15 protein-coding genes are annotated in these 15,362 nt (G+C 72.2%); all 15 read left to right on the plus strand.

What is annotated here, in order from left to right; all coding sequences use genetic code 11:
* Window positions 1–96 precede the first annotated feature (96 nt).
* The 15 genes from QE438_RS18055 (at window position 97) to QE438_RS18125 (ending at window position 15,342) form a co-directional block, all read left to right on the plus strand.
* Window positions 97–2,028: a S8 family peptidase gene (locus tag QE438_RS18055; protein WP_306993626.1), complete on the plus strand. Its 1,932-nt coding sequence runs from the start codon at window positions 97–99 to the stop codon at window positions 2,026–2,028.
* Between the two features lie 126 nt (window positions 2,029–2,154).
* Window positions 2,155–3,891 carry a type II secretion system ATPase GspE gene (gspE, locus tag QE438_RS18060; RefSeq protein WP_306993625.1) on the plus strand — a complete coding sequence of 579 codons (1,737 nt, stop codon included), beginning with the start codon at window positions 2,155–2,157 and terminating at the stop codon, window positions 3,889–3,891.
* A 239-nt stretch (window positions 3,892–4,130) separates the two neighbouring features.
* Window positions 4,131–4,427: a GIY-YIG nuclease family protein gene (locus tag QE438_RS18065; RefSeq protein ID WP_306993624.1), complete on the plus strand. Its 297-nt coding sequence runs from the start codon at window positions 4,131–4,133 to the stop codon at window positions 4,425–4,427.
* 250 nt (window positions 4,428–4,677) lie between these two features.
* Window positions 4,678–5,895 carry a type II secretion system F family protein gene (locus QE438_RS18070; RefSeq protein WP_307184054.1) on the plus strand — a complete coding sequence of 406 codons (1,218 nt, stop codon included), beginning with the start codon at window positions 4,678–4,680 and terminating at the stop codon, window positions 5,893–5,895.
* 51 nt (window positions 5,896–5,946) lie between these two features.
* Window positions 5,947–6,384 (plus strand): type II secretion system major pseudopilin GspG, encoded by a 438-nt coding sequence (gspG, locus tag QE438_RS18075; RefSeq protein ID WP_130515354.1) that lies wholly within the window; start codon window positions 5,947–5,949, stop codon window positions 6,382–6,384.
* 7 nt (window positions 6,385–6,391) lie between these two features.
* Complete coding sequence (locus QE438_RS18080; RefSeq protein ID WP_165424293.1) at window positions 6,392–6,883, plus strand: GspH/FimT family pseudopilin; 492 nt, start codon at window positions 6,392–6,394, stop codon at window positions 6,881–6,883.
* Entirely contained in the window at window positions 6,880–7,293 is a 414-nt protein-coding gene (locus tag QE438_RS18085) for a prepilin-type N-terminal cleavage/methylation domain-containing protein (protein WP_130530659.1), read from the plus strand. Before QE438_RS18080 ends, QE438_RS18085 begins: the two co-directional genes overlap by 4 nt.
* Entirely contained in the window at window positions 7,290–7,955 is a 666-nt protein-coding gene (locus tag QE438_RS18090) for a type II secretion system protein J (RefSeq protein WP_306993622.1), read from the plus strand. Before QE438_RS18085 ends, QE438_RS18090 begins: the two co-directional genes overlap by 4 nt.
* Window positions 7,952–8,824: a type II secretion system protein GspK gene (locus tag QE438_RS18095; RefSeq protein ID WP_306993621.1), complete on the plus strand. Its 873-nt coding sequence runs from the start codon at window positions 7,952–7,954 to the stop codon at window positions 8,822–8,824. The genes QE438_RS18090 and QE438_RS18095 overlap by 4 nt, the downstream gene beginning before the upstream one ends.
* Window positions 8,821–9,960 carry a PilN domain-containing protein gene (locus QE438_RS18100; RefSeq protein ID WP_306993619.1) on the plus strand — a complete coding sequence of 380 codons (1,140 nt, stop codon included), beginning with the start codon at window positions 8,821–8,823 and terminating at the stop codon, window positions 9,958–9,960. The genes QE438_RS18095 and QE438_RS18100 overlap by 4 nt, the downstream gene beginning before the upstream one ends.
* Window positions 9,944–10,579 carry a type II secretion system protein GspM gene (gene gspM / locus QE438_RS18105; RefSeq protein WP_306993617.1) on the plus strand — a complete coding sequence of 212 codons (636 nt, stop codon included), beginning with the start codon at window positions 9,944–9,946 and terminating at the stop codon, window positions 10,577–10,579. The genes QE438_RS18100 and gspM overlap by 17 nt, the downstream gene beginning before the upstream one ends.
* Window positions 10,569–11,393 (plus strand): hypothetical protein, encoded by an 825-nt coding sequence (locus QE438_RS18110; protein WP_306993615.1) that lies wholly within the window; start codon window positions 10,569–10,571, stop codon window positions 11,391–11,393. The genes gspM and QE438_RS18110 overlap by 11 nt, the downstream gene beginning before the upstream one ends.
* 46 nt (window positions 11,394–11,439) lie before the next feature.
* Window positions 11,440–13,662 (plus strand): type II secretion system secretin GspD, encoded by a 2,223-nt coding sequence (gene gspD / locus QE438_RS18115; RefSeq protein ID WP_306993612.1) that lies wholly within the window; start codon window positions 11,440–11,442, stop codon window positions 13,660–13,662.
* Window positions 13,659–14,504 carry a glycosyltransferase gene (locus QE438_RS18120; RefSeq protein WP_130523144.1) on the plus strand — a complete coding sequence of 282 codons (846 nt, stop codon included), beginning with the start codon at window positions 13,659–13,661 and terminating at the stop codon, window positions 14,502–14,504. Before gspD ends, QE438_RS18120 begins: the two co-directional genes overlap by 4 nt.
* Window positions 14,488–15,342: a glycosyltransferase family 2 protein gene (locus QE438_RS18125; RefSeq protein ID WP_306993610.1), complete on the plus strand. Its 855-nt coding sequence runs from the start codon at window positions 14,488–14,490 to the stop codon at window positions 15,340–15,342. The genes QE438_RS18120 and QE438_RS18125 overlap by 17 nt, the downstream gene beginning before the upstream one ends.
* Window positions 15,343–15,362 lie beyond the last annotated feature (20 nt).

Consider the following 15,362-nt stretch of genomic DNA (forward strand, 5'->3'; position numbering starts at 1 on the left):
CGCCCGGCCCAGCCCGACGCGGCGCACATGCGTCATCGAATCCGGCCCGCCAGGCGCCGGGCTGACACTTTCACTTGCGCAAAGGGACGACCAGCAATGACCAGCACACCTCGCGGCATCCTCCTTCCGGCCCTCGTGCTCGCGCTCGCCGCCAGCACGGCCAGCCACGCGGCCACGCCGACGCAGACCACGCGCCTGCCCACGGCGGGCGCGGAGAGCGAGCAGAAGATCGGCCGCTTCATCATCACCTACCGCGACGGCAGCACCGCCACCGCGTCCAGCGCGACCGGCGCCGCAGCGCGCGCCACCACCGCGCTGTCGCGCGCCGGCCTGAGCGCGCCCGGCCGCATCGCCACCGCCAGCCATCTGCGCCGGCTCGCCACCGGTGCCGAACTGGTCAAGACCTCGCGCAAGCTCGATCGCGTCGAGGCCGAGGCCTTCATGCGCCAGCTCGCCGCCGACCCGGCCGTGCTGCGCGTGCAGCCGGACCTGCTGCGCCGCCCGGTGCGCGACATCCGCGCCCCGGCCGCGGCCGCGCCGGCCACCTTCACCCCCAGCGATACCTACTACGCCAAGTACCAGTGGCATCTGAAGGCGCCCGACGGCACCGCCACCCAGGGCGGCAACGCCAACAACGGCGGCGCCAACGTCAACAACGCCTGGGACCTGGCCGACGGCAACGGCATCGTCATCGCCGTGCTCGATACCGGCATCACCCGCCACGTCGACCTGAACACCGAACTGGCCGGCGACGGCTACGACTTCATCACCGACAAGCTGATCTCCGGCCGCGACGCCGACGGTCGCGCGCCCGGCGGCTGGGACACCGGCGACTGGACCACCGAGGAGCCATGGCTGAGCGCGTGCACCAACGCCGACAACCCGCCCGAGGACAGCACCTGGCACGGCACCCACGTGGCCGGCACCGCCGGCGCCGAGCTGACCAACAACGCCGCCGGCATGGCCGGTGTGGCCTACAACGCGAAGATCCTGCCGGTGCGCGTGCTGGGCCACTGCGGCGGTTACGACAGCGACATCGCCGACGCGATCATCTGGGCCGCCGGCGGCAGCGTGGACGGCGTGCCGGCCAACACCCATCCGGCCCAGGTCATCAACCTCAGCCTGGGTGGCAGCGGCGTGTGCACGGCCAGCGACGTCACCGGCCAGGCCGTGGCCCAGGCCAACGCGCTGGGCGCCACCGTGGTGGTCTCGGCCGGCAACAGCAATGCCGATGCGGCGGGCTATTCGCCGGCCAGCTGCCCGGGCGTGATCACCGTGGCCTCCACCGGCATCACCAGCCGCCGCGCCTACTACTCCAACTACGGCACCAGCGTGGAGATCGCCGCGCCCGGCGGCGGCGTGTATCCCAACGACGGCACCTCCGGCACGCCGACCAACGACGGTTTCGTCTGGCAGGCGCTGAACTCGGGCACCACCACGCCGGTGGACAACGACAGCGACTACGGCGGCTACGCCGGCACCTCGCAGGCCGCCCCGCACGTCAGCGGCGTGGTGGCGCTGGTGCAGGGCGCGCGTCTGGACGCCGGCCTGCCGCTGCTCACGCCCACGGAGGTGGTCGACCTGCTGCAGCGCACCGCCCATGCGCCGGCGGTGGCCCCGGTCGCCAACCGGCCCATCGGCGCGGGCATCGTCGATGCCGCCGCCGCGGTGAAGGAGGCCATCGCCACGCCGTGCGATCCGCAGACCGAGACCTGTGGCCCGCAGGCCACGCCGCTGACCAACAAGGTCGGCGTCACCGTCTCGGGCACCGCCGGCAGCGAGACGCTGTACAGCTTCGAGGCCGTGGCCGGCAAGACGCTGTCGTTCATCACCCTGGGGGGAACCGGCAACCTGTCGCTGTACGCCAGCTTCGACAAGGCGCCGACCAGCAGCGACTTCGACGCCAAGTCCACCCGCGCCGGCAACAACGAGACCGTGCGCTTCACCGCGCCCAAGGCCGGCACGTACTACCTCAAGGTGGTGGGCACCGGCGCCTATGCGGGCGCCACGCTGTCGGCGCGGCAGTAAGGCAGGGCATCGCGCCGGGGCCCGGTCCCGGCGCGGCGTCGTCTGCGGGGCGCGGTGCGCCGCGCCTCTGCCGCCGCGTCGCGGGCCGCTGTTAGAGTTGCGCCCTACGCTGCGCAAGGGTCGTACGTGAACGCTGTCCCCGTCACCGCTCTGAAACCCCGCCTGTCCCCCTCGGCCGACGAACGCGTGGTCGCGGCCCTGCTGTCCAAGGGCAAGCTGAAGGAGGCCGACCTGGGTCGCGCGCGGCGCCTGCAGGAGGAGACCGGCGGCCACGTGCTGGCCTTGCTGCTGCGCCTGGGCCTGGTGTCCGAGCGCGACCACGCCGAGACCAGCGCCGAGGTGCTGGGCCTGACGCTGCTGTCGGCCAAGCAGCTGCCGGACGTCCCGCCCGAACTGCCCGAGGACGTGGCGCTGTCGCTGCGCTTCCTCAAGCAGTTCCACGTCTGCCCGCTGGGCGAGGCCGACGGCGCGCTGTCGCTGTGGGTCGCCGACCCGTGCGACCCCTATGCCGTGGATGCGGTGCAGATGGCCATCGGCGGACCGGTGCGTGCGGTGGTCGGGCTGCGTTCGGAGATCGACGACACCATCGAGCGCTGGCACGGCCAGGGCCGCAGCGCCATGGGCGCCATCGTCGAGACCGCCGACGGCGAGGCCAGCGGCGAGCTGGACGATGTCGAACATCTGCGCGACCTGGCCTCCGAAGCGCCGGTGATCCGCCTGGTCAACCTGGTGATCCAGCGCGCGGTCGAACTGCGCGCCTCGGACATCCATATCGAACCGTTCGAGAACCGCCTGAAGGTGCGCTACCGCGTCGACGGGGTGCTGGAGGAGGGCGAGAGCCCGCCGGCCAACCTCACCGCCGCGGTGATCAGCCGCATCAAGATCATGGCCCGGCTCAACATCGCCGAGCGGCGCCTGCCGCAGGACGGGCGCATCCAGCTGCGCGTGCAGGGCAAGGAGCTGGATCTGCGCGTGTCCACCGTGCCGACCGCGCACGGCGAGAGCGTGGTGATGCGCCTGCTGGACCGCGAGACGGTGGTGTTCGACTTCCAGCGGCTGGGCTTCACCGAGGACTTCCTGCCGCAGTTCCTGCGCGTGCTGCAGCAGCCGCACGGCATCCTGCTGGTGACCGGCCCGACCGGTTCGGGCAAGACCACCACGCTGTACACCGCGCTGAGCCAGCTCAACACCGAAGACGTCAAGATCATCACGGTCGAGGACCCGGTCGAGTACCAGATCGAAGGCATCAACCAGATCCAGGCCAAGCCGCAGATCGGCCTGGACTTCGCCAGCGCGCTGCGCAGCATCGTGCGCCAGGACCCGGACATCATCATGATCGGCGAAATGCGCGACCTGGAAACCGCGCGCATCGCCATCCAGTCCGCGCTCACCGGCCACCTGGTGCTGTCCACGCTGCACACCAACAACGCCGCCGGCGGCATCACCCGCATGCTCGACATGGGAGTGGAGGACTACCTGCTGACCTCCACGGTCAACGGCATCCTGGCCCAGCGCCTGGTGCGCCGGCTGGAGCCGCAGCATGCCGAAGCGTATCCGGCCACGCCCGAAGAGATCGCCCGCTTCAACCTGCGCCGCTACCAACCTGATGGCGAGATCTTCCTGTACCGCCCGCGCGCTTCGGCCATCGCCCCGACCGGCTACCTGGGCCGCACCACCATCACCGAGTTCCTGGTGATGGACGACGCCCTGCGCGCGGCGGTGATGCGCCACGCCGGCATGGGCGAACTGGAGACCCTGGCCCGCAACGCCGGCATGCGCAGCATGTACGAGGACGGCATCGCCAAGGCCCTGGCCGGCATGACCACCATCGAGGAAGTCCTGCGGGTGACCGAGGATGCGTAAGGCCGCGCGGGTGCTTATAGATCGCGGTGGCAGTGACGGAGCAACGCCGCTGCGCGCCATCTCTGAACTCGTCATTCCCGCGAACGCGGGAATCCAGTGCCTGCCTCGCCACGCATGGAAATCTCACTGTGACGGCAAGTCGCTGGATCCCCGCGTTCGCGGGGATGACGGTGTAGACATGGCGGCGACCTTGCATAGGCCTGCAGTCACGGAAATGCGTCGGTGTTCAAGGAAGAACCATGCGCGAACGACAACCCTGCGTCTATATGTTGGCGAGCGATCGCAACGGCACGCTTTATGTCGGCGTGACCAGCAATCTGCCCGCCCGGATCTGGCAACACCGGGAACATGTCGTGGAAGGTTTCACCGACCGTCATGCGGTGGTGCGCCTGGTCTGGTACGAGCTTCACGAGACGATGGAATCCGCGATCCTGCGCGAGAAACGGCTCAAGAAATGGCGCCGTGCTTGGAAGGTCGATCTAATCGAGCAGGGCAATGCGTATTGGCGCGATCTTTGGTGCGAGATCGTGAAATGAACGTCGAAACCGCCACCGGTGTCCTTCCCATGGACGCGCCATCTCAGGTCACTGTCCTTGCCGTCATTCCCGCGAACGCGGGAATCCAGCGACTTGGCTCCACGGCCCGCGGGGCGGTGCCAGTGCGGAAGGCACTGGATTCCCGCGTTCGCGGGAATGACGAGTTCTGGGATTCCGCGTGTGGCGACGGTGCGCATGCACCCCGGGCCTCTACGCGCCGAGTTCCCGCTTCCCAGGCCCGGCTGCCCTGATGCCCGTGTATCGCTACAAAGCGCTCAACGCGCGCGGCGAGGTGCTGGAGGCGCAGATGGAGGCGGCCAGCGAGGCCGAGGTGGTGGCGCGGCTGCAGGAGCAGGGCCATCTGCCGATGGAGGCGCGGCTGGCGTCCGAGGGCGGCGGGCTGGGCTCGTTCAAGCTGCTGCTGCAGCCCAATGCCTTCGGCGGGCAGCGGCTGGTGCTGTTCACCCAGCAGCTGGCGACGCTGCTGAGCGCCGGGCAGCCGCTGGACCGGGCGCTGACGATCCTGCTGGAGCTGCCGGACGAGGACAAGGCGCGCCACACGGTGGCCGACATCCGCGAGGCGGTGCGCGGCGGTGCGCCGCTGTCCACCGCGCTGGAGCGCCAGCACGGCACGTTCTCGCGTCTGTACATCAACATGGTGCGCGCCGGCGAGGCCGGCGGCACGCTGCACGACACGCTGCAGCGCCTGGCCGATTACCTGGAGCGCAGCCGCGCGCTCAAGGGCCGGGTGATCAACGCGCTGATCTATCCGGCCATCCTGATGGTGGTGGTCGGGCTGGCGATGCTGTTCCTGCTGGGCTATGTGGTGCCGCAGTTCTCGCAGATGTACGAGAGCCTGGACGTCACCCTGCCGTGGTTCACGCGCATCGTGCTGGCGGTGGGGCAGTTCGTCGCAGGCTGGTGGCTGGCCTTCATCGTGCTGCCGGCGCTGGCGCTGCTGTGGATCGACCGCAAGCGGCGCGACACCGCCTTCCGCGATCGCTTCGATGGCTGGATCCTGCAGCGCAAGCTGATCGGCCCGCTGATCGCGCGGCTGGAAACCGCGCGCCTGGCGCGCACGCTGGGCACGCTGCTGCGCAACGGCGTGCCGCTGCTGGGCGCGCTGGGCATCGCGCGCAACGTGCTGGGCAACCGCGCGCTGGCCGCCGACGTGGAAGGCGCCGCCGATGCGGTCAAGAACGGCCGCGCGCTGTCGACCGCGCTGGGCGCGGGCAAGCGCTTCCCGCGCCTGGCGCTGCAGATGATGCAGGTGGGCGAGGAGTCCGGCGCGCTGGACGCGATGCTGCTCAAGACCGCCGATACCTTCGAGGCACAGACGGCGCAGGCGCTGGACCGCATGCTGGCCGCGCTGGTGCCGGCGGTGACCCTGGTGCTGGCCGCGGTGGTGGGCGCGGTCATCATCGCCGTGCTGGTGCCGCTGTACGATCTGGCCGGTGCGATCAACTGACCCGCACGCTGTTTTTCCCTGACTTCGCAATACGTAAATGGAAGACCTCTCATGCGCAACGCACGCTCCCTGACGCCTCCGCCCGCCCGCAGCGCCCAGGCCGGCTTCACCCTGATGGAAATCATCGTGGTGGTGATCCTGATCGGCGGCATCGTCGCCTTCGCCGCCAGCCGCATCCTGGGCAACGCCGACCGGGCCAAGGTCAACCTGGCCAGGGCGCAGGTGCAGACCGTGGCCGAGAAGGTGCAGCAGTTCGAGATGGACACCGGCCACCTGCCGGGCTCACTGTCGGATCTGGTGAGCGCGCCGGCCGGCACCGCCGGCTGGCTGGGGCCCTACGCCAAGGAGAGCGAGCTGAAGGATCCCTGGAACCACCCCTACCAGTATTCGGTGCCGGGCCAGCAGGGCCCGTTCGACCTGGTCAGCCTGGGCAAGGATGGCCAGCCCGGCGGCGACAGCGTCAACGCCGATATCGCCTACTCGCCCTGAGCGGTCCATGCGCGGCCGCGCCCGCCCCGGCAAGGGCCGCGTCCGGCGCCGGCCGGCGGGCTTCACGCTGATCGAAGTGCTGGTGGTGATCGCGCTGATCGCCTTGATCGGCACGCTGACCGCCGTGGCCATGAGCGGCGGCCTGCAGGGCCTGCGCCTGCGCGGGGCCACGCGCGAGGTGGCCGCGCAGCTGCGCTTCACCCGCGCCCAGGCCATCGCCACCGGCCAGCCGCAGCGCTTCACCATCGATCCGGCCGCGCATCGCTACAGCGCGCCGGGCAAGCGCGAAGGCCGCCTGCCCGAACAGCTGGGCGTGCGCTTCTACGGCGCGCGCCAGGCCGCCGCGCAGCCGGGGCAGGGCGCGATCGTGTTCTATCCCGACGGCGCCTCCACCGGCGGCCAGCTCGAACTGGTCGCAGGCCAGGCCACGCGCCGGCTCAGCGTGGCCTGGCTGACCGGCGAAGTGCGCGTGGATGGACAGGTAGGAGGCGCGCCATGAGGCGCCAGCGCGGCTTCACGCTGATCGAGGTGGTGGTCGCCTTCGGCCTGCTGGCGCTGGCCTTGACCCTGCTGCTGGGCGCGCTGACCGGCGCCTCGCGGCAGATCCAGCGCGCCAACCTGGCCGGGCGCGCGGCGCTGCATGCGCAGAGCCTGCTGGCCCAGGTCGGCGCGGGCGCGCCGCTGCAGCCGGGCGAACAGGACGGCGCGCTGGACGATGGCCGCTATCACTGGCGCCTGGAGGTCGCGCCCTGGAGCGATCCGGGCCGGCCCGCCGACGGCCTGATCGACCCGGCCGCCACGCGCCTGCTCGAAGTGCGCCTGACCGTGCGCTGGGGCGAGGGCGAGAGCGAGGCGCTGCAATGGCGCAGCCTGCGCCTGGCCGCGGCGCAAGGCACGCCGGGCACATGAGGCGCAGGCTCCGCGCCCCGGTCGCGCCGCGCCGCGCCGCCGGCTTCACGCTGCTGGAGATCCTGCTGGCCACGCTGCTGCTGGCCGCTGGCCTGGCGGTGGGCTTCGCCACGCTGCGCGCGGCCACCGGCCTGGTCCATCGCGGCGAGGCCACCGCGGCGCGCAACGAACGCATCCGCGCGGTGCAGGGCTTCCTGCGCAGCCACCTGGCCTCGGCCCAGGCCATCGCCTTCGCGCGCGATCCCGAGCGCGGCCTGGCCTACCGCTTCGCCGGCACCGGCACGCGCATGCGCTTCGTCGCCGACCTGCCCGACTATCTGGGGCGCGGCGGACCGTACCTGCACGACGTATCCGCCACCGAGGACGGCAGCCGGCTGCAGGTCGACCTGAAGATGGTCCAGGCCGGCCAGACCATCGACGAGCCGGGCACGCCGCGCCCGCCGGAGCTGCTGGCCGACCGGCTCAAGTCGGTGCGCTTCCGCTACCGCGGCCTGCTGCCGGACAACGGCGGCCTGGGCCCGTGGCAGGACGGCTGGACCCAGGTCGAGGCGCTGCCGGTGCAGGTGTCCATCGAGATCGTGCCGGCCGACGGACCGCGCTGGCCGGACATGGTCGTCACCCTGGCCCAGGGCAGCGGCAGCAGCCACGAGGTCACACCGTGAGCCGCGTCCGTCCGCCGCGTTCGCCCGCCGCCCAGCGTGGCGTGGCCCTGCTGCTGGTGGTGTGGCTGATCGCGCTGCTGACCGCGTTGATCGGCGCCTTCGCCCTCGCCGCGCGGGTGGAGGCGCTGCAGGGACGCGTCACGGCCGAGGGCAGCGTGGCCCGCGAAGTCGCCCGCGCCGGCCTGGAGTACGCCATGCAGCGCGTGGACGACCAGGACCCGCGCAGCCGCTGGATTCCGGACGGGCGGCCCTACCGCTGGCGCTACGCCGGCAGCCAGGTGCTGGTGCGCATCACCGACGAGAGCGGCAAGGTCGATCTCAACCAGGTCGATGCCCAGACCCTGGCCAGCGTGCTCGTCGCCACCGGCGTCGAGCAGGCCCGCGCCCAGCAGTTGGCCGGCGCGGTGGTGGACTGGCGCGACGCCGATTCGCTGCGCCAGCCGGTCGGCGGCGCCGAGGACGGCGACTACGCCGAGGCCGGCCTGCCCTACGGCGCCAAGGACGCGCCGTTCGAGACCGTGGCCGAGGTCGAGCAGGTGCTGGGCTGGACGCCCGAGGTCTATGCGCGGATCAAGCCCTACCTGACCCTCTACGGCCGCGCCCAGCCCGACCCGGCCTATGCCCAGGGCCCGGTGCTGACCGCACTGGGGCTGGACCCCGGCCTGATCCAGCAGCAGCGCGAGGCGGCGCAGCAGGTGGGCGCGCCGCAGGTCGGGCGCGGCACCGGCACGTATAGTATCGAGAGTCGTGCACAGCTCCCCGATGGCCGCCAGGCGGTCCTGCGGGCGGTGCTGCGCACGGGCGGTGGCCCCACGCCAGGGGCCCTGTACACCACGCTGCGCTGGGAGGAAGGTTGGGAACCCCGATGACGACACCACGCGCAGCCGCCCCGGTGCTGCCGGCCCTGGGTCGCTCCGTCGGCGCCGCCAGCGGCTTCCTCACCTGGTGGCGCGATGCGCTGGCCAGCTGGCTGCCGCCGCGCTGGCGTCGCCTGTTCGGCCTGGCCGCCGAGCGCCTGCTGCTGGTCCCGCGCGATGGCCAGGCGCAGCTGCTGCGCGCCGGGCTGGACGGGTCGGAGGCGCTGGCCGAGCTGCCCCTGCCGCTGTCCTCGGCCGAACTGGATGCCGTGCTCCATCCGCGCGTGGCCGGGCTGCCGCGCTGGGGCCTGCTGCCGGCCGTGCGCGTGCTGCGCCGGCCGCTGCTGTTGCCGGCCGCGGCGGCCGAGCGGCTGCGCGAGGTGGTCGGGTTCGAGATCGACCGGCAGACCCCGTTCACCGCCGAATCGGTGTACTACGACGCGCGCATCGTCGCCCGCCGCGGCGACGGCCAGATCGAGGCCGAGCTGGTGGTCGTGCGCCGCCAGGCCGTGGACCGCGCGCTGGAGGAACTGGGCTCGGTCGCTACCGGCCTGGCCGGCCTGGACGTGGCCGACGAGGCCGGCCAGCCGCTGGGCGTGAACCTGCTGCCGCCGGCGCTGCGCGTGCGCCGGGCCAGTCCGGCGCGGCGCTGGAACCTGATCGCCGCGCTGGCCGCGGTGGTGTTCGTCGTCCTGGCCGGCTGGCAGGTGCTGTCCAACCGCCAGGCCGCCGCCGACGACTTCACCGCCCAGGTCGAACGCAGCGCCGCGCAGGCGCGCGGCGTGGCCGCCCAGCGCCAGCAGCTGGTGGATCTGGTTGAAGGCGCGGGCTTCCTGCAGCGCCAGCGCGCCGCGCGCCCGACCACCATCGAGATCCTCGACGAGCTCACCCGCCGCCTGCCCAACAACACCTACCTGGAGAAGGTCTCCATCGAGGGCGACCGGCTGCTGCTGATCGGCCTGAGCTCGGAGGCCCCGGGCCTGGTCAAGCAGCTGGAAGGCTCGGCGCTGTGGACCTCGCCGGCGCTGACCGGCGCCCTGCAGCAGGACCGCCGCACGCGGCTGGACCGCTTCAGCATGACCGCCCAGCTGGCCGGCGCCACGCCGCCCGCGTCCGCCGCCAGGAGGCCCAATGCGCGCCAGGAGTGAACGCCAGGACCGCTGGCTGGCGCTGGGCCTGCTGCTGGCCGCGCTGACGCTGGCCTATCTGGTGCTGGTGCATCCGTGGTGGACCGTGCCGATGCGCGCGCTCGATGCGCGCATCGACGCCGCGCGCGAGCGCGAGCTGCGCGTGCGCACCCAGCTGGCTCAGCGCCCGCTGGTCGCCCGCCAGCTCGCCGCCGCGCAGGCCGCGCTGGGCAACCGCCCCGGCTTCCTGGCCGAACCCACCGCCGAGCTGGCCACCGCCGCGCTGACCCAGCGCCTGGAGACGGTCGTGGCCCAGGCCAGCCCGGGCAACCGCAGCTGCGCGATCACCAACCGCTCGCCGGTCCCGCAGCAGGGCACCGAGCGCTTCACCCGGGTCACCGTGCAGGTCACCCTGCGCTGCGGCGTGGACCAGACCGCCGCGGTGCTGCACGCGCTGGAATCGGGCAGCCCGCGCCTGTTCGTGGACAACCTCAACATCCTGGCGCAGACCTTCAACCTGCGCGCACCCGGCACGGAGGATCAGAACGCCGGGCTCAACGTCAGCTTCGACCTGTACGGCTACCTCAAGCCGGCCGCGCAAGCGGCGGCGCCTGTGGCGGGAGGTGTGCGTGCGCAGTGACACCCTGGGTGCGCGCACCTGGCTGCTGCTGGTGATCGCCGGCTGGGCGCTGCTGGCCTGGGTGCTGGCGCTGGCCGGCATGGGCCGGGCGATCGCGCCGCTGGCCGACGATCCGGCGTTGGTGCAGCGCCTGCCCGCGCTGCCGCCGCAGGCGCCCGAGCGCCTGGGGCCGGCCGACCAGTACGCGGCCATCGGTCAGCGCCCGGTGTTCGCGCCGGACCGGCAGCCGCATCCCTTCTTCCTCGAGGGGCAGGGCGAGGCCGCCGCCAAGACCAGCTTCGACTACGTGCTGACCAGCGTGCTGATCACCCCGACGGTGCGGCTGGCGATCCTGCAGAAGCCCGGCGACGGCGGCCCGGCCTCGGCGGTGCGGGTCCGGGTGGGCGAGGCGCCGGCCGAGGCGCCGGCCTGGCACCTGACCGAGCTGGCGCCGCGGCAGGCGGTGTTCGACGGCCCCGAAGGCCAGCGCACGCTGGCCCTGCGCGTGTTCGACGGCCAGGGCGGGCAGCCGCCGACGGCGCTGTCCTCCGGCGGCCGGCCGCCGCCGGCCGGCATGCAGGCCGGGCAGGCGCCGCGCAGCTTGCCGGTGCCGCCGCCGCCGACTGCGCCCGCGCAGGCGCAGGCGCAGAACCAGGCCCGCAACGCCGCCCAGGCCGGCGCCAGCGCCAATGCCGCGGCCGGCAGCCCGGCCCAGCAGGCGCCGGCCGAAACGCCGGTCACCCCCGAACAGCAGATGCAGGCCATCCGCGAACGCATCGAAGCCCGCCGCCGCCAGCTGCGCGAGCAGGGCGCCGGCGCGCCGACCGGCAACTAGCGCCTTGCCCCTGTCCATCGCATCGAACGATCCATAGAGTGCAGACATGACGTCACGCTTCGTCCTCCCGCTCAGTCTCCTGCTCGGCCTGCTGGCCGGCTGCGCCACCGCGCCGGTGCCGAACGTGCAGCGCCAGGGCAACCTGGCCAATCCGGGCGCGACCGCCGGCGCGGCGCAGACCTCGCCCATGACCTCGCCCGAGGAGCCGCAGACCGGCCCGCAGGCGCAGATCCGGCGCGGCACCGGCCAGGTGATCAACCGCAGCGCCGCGGCCGCGCCGCCGCCGGCCTTGCGCGGGGCCACCGGCGGCGGGGCGATGTTCAACTTCGAGGGCGAGTCGCTGCAGGCGGTGGTCAAGGCGATCCTGGGCGACATGCTGGGCCAGAACTACGTCATCGCGCCCGGCGTGCAGGGCACGGTGACCCTGGCCACGCCGCGCGCGGTGTCGCCGGCGCAGGCGCTGTCGCTGCTGGAACAGGTGCTGGGCTGGAACAACGCGCGCATGGTCTACAGCGACGGCCGCTACAACATCGTCCCGGCCGACCAGGCGCTGGCCGGCACCGTGGCGCCGCGCTCGGGCGATGCGGGCAACGCGCGCGGCTACGAGGTGCGCGTGGTGCCGCTGCGCTTCATCGCGGCCAACGAGATGAAGAAGATCCTGGAGCCGTATGCGCGGCCCAACGCGGTCATCGCCACCGACCCGACCCGCAACCTGATCACCCTGAGCGGCTCGCGCACCGAGCTGGAGAACTACCTGCGCACGGTGCAGATCTTCGACGTGGACTGGCTCTCGGGCATGTCGGTGGGCGTGTTCCCGCTGGAGACCGGCCAGGCGAGCAAGGTCGTGGCCGATCTGGAGAAGGTGTTCGGCGAGAACAGCAAGACGCCCAGCGCCGGCATGTTCCGCTTCATGCCGCTGGAGGGCGCCAATGCGGTGATGGTGATCACCCCGCAGGCGGCCTACCTGGACCAGATCCGCGACTGGCTCGAACGCATCGACAACGCCGGCGACACCCCGCGCCTGTTCTCCTACGAGCTCAAGTACATCAAGGCGCGCGACCTGGCCCAGCGCCTGTCCGAAGTCTTCGGCGGCGGCAGCGGGCGCGGCGGCGGTTCCACCAGCTCGCTGGCGCCGGGCGCCATCGGCACCTCGCTGACCTCCAGCGGCATGGACGGCAGCGGCAGCACGCTGCAGTTCGGCGGCAACCAGGACGGAAGCCGCAGCGACGATGGATCAAGCGGCCTGGGCAGCAGCTCGGGGCTGGGCGGTAGCAGCGGACGCAGCGGCTCGGGTTCGGGTGATGTGTCGCTCAATGCGCGCCAGGAAGGCAACGGCAACGTCACCCTGGAAGTGGAGGGCAGCAAGGTCGGCGTGGCCGCGGTGGAGGAGACCAACTCGCTGCTGGTGCGCGCCAACGGCAACGCCTGGCGTTCGATCAAGGACGTGATCGAGAAGCTGGACGTGATGCCGATGCAGGTGCATATCGAGGCGCAGGTGGCCGAGGTGGCGCTGACAGGCCAGCTGAAGTACGGCGTGAACTGGTATTTCGAGCAGCAGGGACTGCAGCCGGATCCCACTAGCCTGACCGGCAACGTCTGGGGCCGCAGCATCACCTCCGGCGCCGGATTGACCTGGACTTTCCTCGGCAACAATGCCGCCGCTGTGCTGAGCGCCCTGGACACCGTCACCGACCTGCGCCTGCTGCAGACTCCTTCCGTGTTCGTGCGCAACAACGCCCAGGCCGAGCTGAAGGTCGGCGAGCAGATCCCGGTCAATTCCTATTCGGTCAACACCGGTCTGAACTCGCAGACCTACAGCCAGGTGCAGTATCTGGATACCGGCGTGATCCTCAAGGTCCGCCCGCGCGTGACCAAGGACGGCACGGTGTTCATGGAGATCGCGCAGGAGGTCAGCTCGCCCGGCGCCTCGCCTGCCAACTGCGATGCCAGCGTCAGCGCCTGCAATGTGCCGATCAACACCCGCTTCGTGAAGACCGAGGCGGCCGTGCAGAGCGGTCAGACCATCATGTTGGCCGGCCTGATTACCGATTCTGTCAAGGCCGGCTCTTCTGGTGTGCCGTATCTGAGTCGTATCCCGGTGTTGGGTTCGCTGTTTGGGCAGAAGACCCAGGACACCAACCGCAGCGAAGTCATCGTCCTGATCACCCCGACCATCGTGCGCAACCCGGCCGAAGCGCGGAACCTCACCGACGAATACAGCCAGAAGTTCCGCGCCATGGAACCGCTGCACCCGCCGAAGGGCAAGTGAGCCCGCACGACGCCGCACCCCTGCCGATCGTGCTGCTGCCGGTCGGCGTGGACGATCAGGCGCTGGACGCCTGCCTGGGCGCGCTCGAGGACGGCACGCCGGCGGGCACGCAGGTCTGGCTGGCCGACAACGCCCAGGTCGGTCCGCGCGGGCTGGCGCTGATCGAGCGCTGGCTGGCGCGCACGCGCCTGAAGGCCGATTACACGCGACGTCCGTATCCGCTCGGCGAGGTCGCGCACCTGGACGAAATGCTGCGCGCCTGCGCCGGGCTGGACGTGGTGGTGCTCTCGCCCGACGCCCAGCCGCTGCCGGGCTGGCTGAACCAGCTGGCCGCCTGCCTGGCCGGCGACGCCTCCATCGCCACCGCCACGCCGTGGTGCAACGCCGGCGAGGCGGCCGCCTGGCCGCGCGTGGGCGAGATCGCCCCGCCGCCGGTCGACCCGCAGCGCACCGCGCGCGCCTGCGCCGCCCTGCCGGCGACCTATCCGGAGCTGCCGGCCGCGGTCAGCCATGCGGTGGCCCTGCGCGGCCGCGCGCGTGCGCGCGCCGGCGGGCTGGACCTGGACAGCTATCGCAGCTGGTATGCCGCCCTGATCGACCTGTCGCTGCGCCTGTCCGGGCTGGGCTGGCGCAACGTGCTGTGCGAGACGGCCTTCGTCGCGCGCGGCGGCGAGGGCGGCCCGGACGAGGGCGACATGGACGCGCTGGCCGGGCGCTGGCCCGACTGGAATCCGCGCGTGGCCCGCTTCCTGATGGACGATCCGCTGCGCGCCCTGCGCGAGCGCCTGGAGGCCTGCTACGCGCAGGCGGGATCCACGGAACAACGTGAACTCTTCGGCTGACGCCGGCGGCATCGCCGCCATCGTGGTAACCCACCGCAGCGCCTCGACCATCGAGGCCTGCCTGACGCGGCTGCGCGCGGCGCGCGATGTCGTGCAGATCCGCGTGGCCGACAACGCCTCCGACGACGGCACGCTGGAGATCGTCCAGCGCCACGCCGCGCGCGATCCGCGCGTGCACTTCATCGGCAACCCCGACAACCCCGGCTTCTCGGTCGGCTGCAATCAGGGCGCGCGCGATTCGGACGCGCCCTGGCTGGCCTTCGTCAATCCCGATCTGATGGTCGAGGCCGACACGCTGGTGCGCCTGCGCGCCCATGCGCAGGCGCTCGGCAATGCGCTGCTCGGCGCCGACCTGGTCGGCGAGGACGGCGTGCGCGACGCCGCCGCGCGGCGGCGCGACCCGGACTTCGCGCAGATGCTGCGCAGTCCCGCACGCGGCGCGCAGCTGGGCGTGCCGATGGACGCCGCACAGGCGGTGCAGCCGGTGCAGGCCGTCTCCGGCGCGCTGATGCTGATGCCGCGCACGCTGTTCGACGCGCTGGGCGGCCTGGACGAGGGCTATCGCCTGCATGCCGAGGACCTGGACCTGTGCCGGCGCGCGCGCGAGGCCGGCGCCACGGTGGCGGTGGCCAACGATGTGCAGGTGCTGCACGTGCGCGGCGTGTCCAGCCGCTCGCGGCCGCTGTTCGTCGAGTGGCACAAGCATCGCGGGCTGTGGCGCTATTTCCGCCGTTTCGAGGCCCCGCGGCGCTCGTGGCCGGTGCGGGTGGCGGTGTGCGCCATGATCGCCGGGCACGCGCTGCTCCGCCTGGCGCTGGCGGCTCGCCCGCGCTCCTAGCGCGCCGCGCGATGGGCACC

The organism is Pseudoxanthomonas sp. SORGH_AS_0997 (assembly GCF_031453535.1).
GTDB classification, from domain to species: domain Bacteria; phylum Pseudomonadota; class Gammaproteobacteria; order Xanthomonadales; family Xanthomonadaceae; genus Pseudoxanthomonas_A; species Pseudoxanthomonas_A winnipegensis.

Bases quoted from the DNA above. Each gene is read 5' to 3' on its own strand.
- QE438_RS18070 (WP_307184054.1), top strand. From the start codon at position 4,678: ATGCCCGTGTATCGCTACAAAGCGCTCAACGCGCGCGGCGAGGTGCTG.
- gspM (WP_306993617.1), top strand. From the start codon at position 9,944: ATGCGCGCCAGGAGTGAACGCCAGGACCGCTGGCTGGCGCTGGGCCTG.
- gspD (WP_306993612.1), top strand. From the start codon at position 11,440: ATGACGTCACGCTTCGTCCTCCCGCTCAGTCTCCTGCTCGGCCTGCTG.
- QE438_RS18090 (WP_306993622.1), top strand. From the start codon at position 7,290: ATGAGGCGCAGGCTCCGCGCCCCGGTCGCGCCGCGCCGCGCCGCCGGC.
- QE438_RS18085 (WP_130530659.1), top strand. From the start codon at position 6,880: ATGAGGCGCCAGCGCGGCTTCACGCTGATCGAGGTGGTGGTCGCCTTC.
- QE438_RS18080 (WP_165424293.1), top strand. From the start codon at position 6,392: ATGCGCGGCCGCGCCCGCCCCGGCAAGGGCCGCGTCCGGCGCCGGCCG.
- QE438_RS18055 (WP_306993626.1), top strand. From the start codon at position 97: ATGACCAGCACACCTCGCGGCATCCTCCTTCCGGCCCTCGTGCTCGCG.
- gspG (WP_130515354.1), top strand. From the start codon at position 5,947: ATGCGCAACGCACGCTCCCTGACGCCTCCGCCCGCCCGCAGCGCCCAG.
- QE438_RS18100 (WP_306993619.1), top strand. From the start codon at position 8,821: ATGACGACACCACGCGCAGCCGCCCCGGTGCTGCCGGCCCTGGGTCGC.
- QE438_RS18065 (WP_306993624.1), top strand. From the start codon at position 4,131: ATGCGCGAACGACAACCCTGCGTCTATATGTTGGCGAGCGATCGCAAC.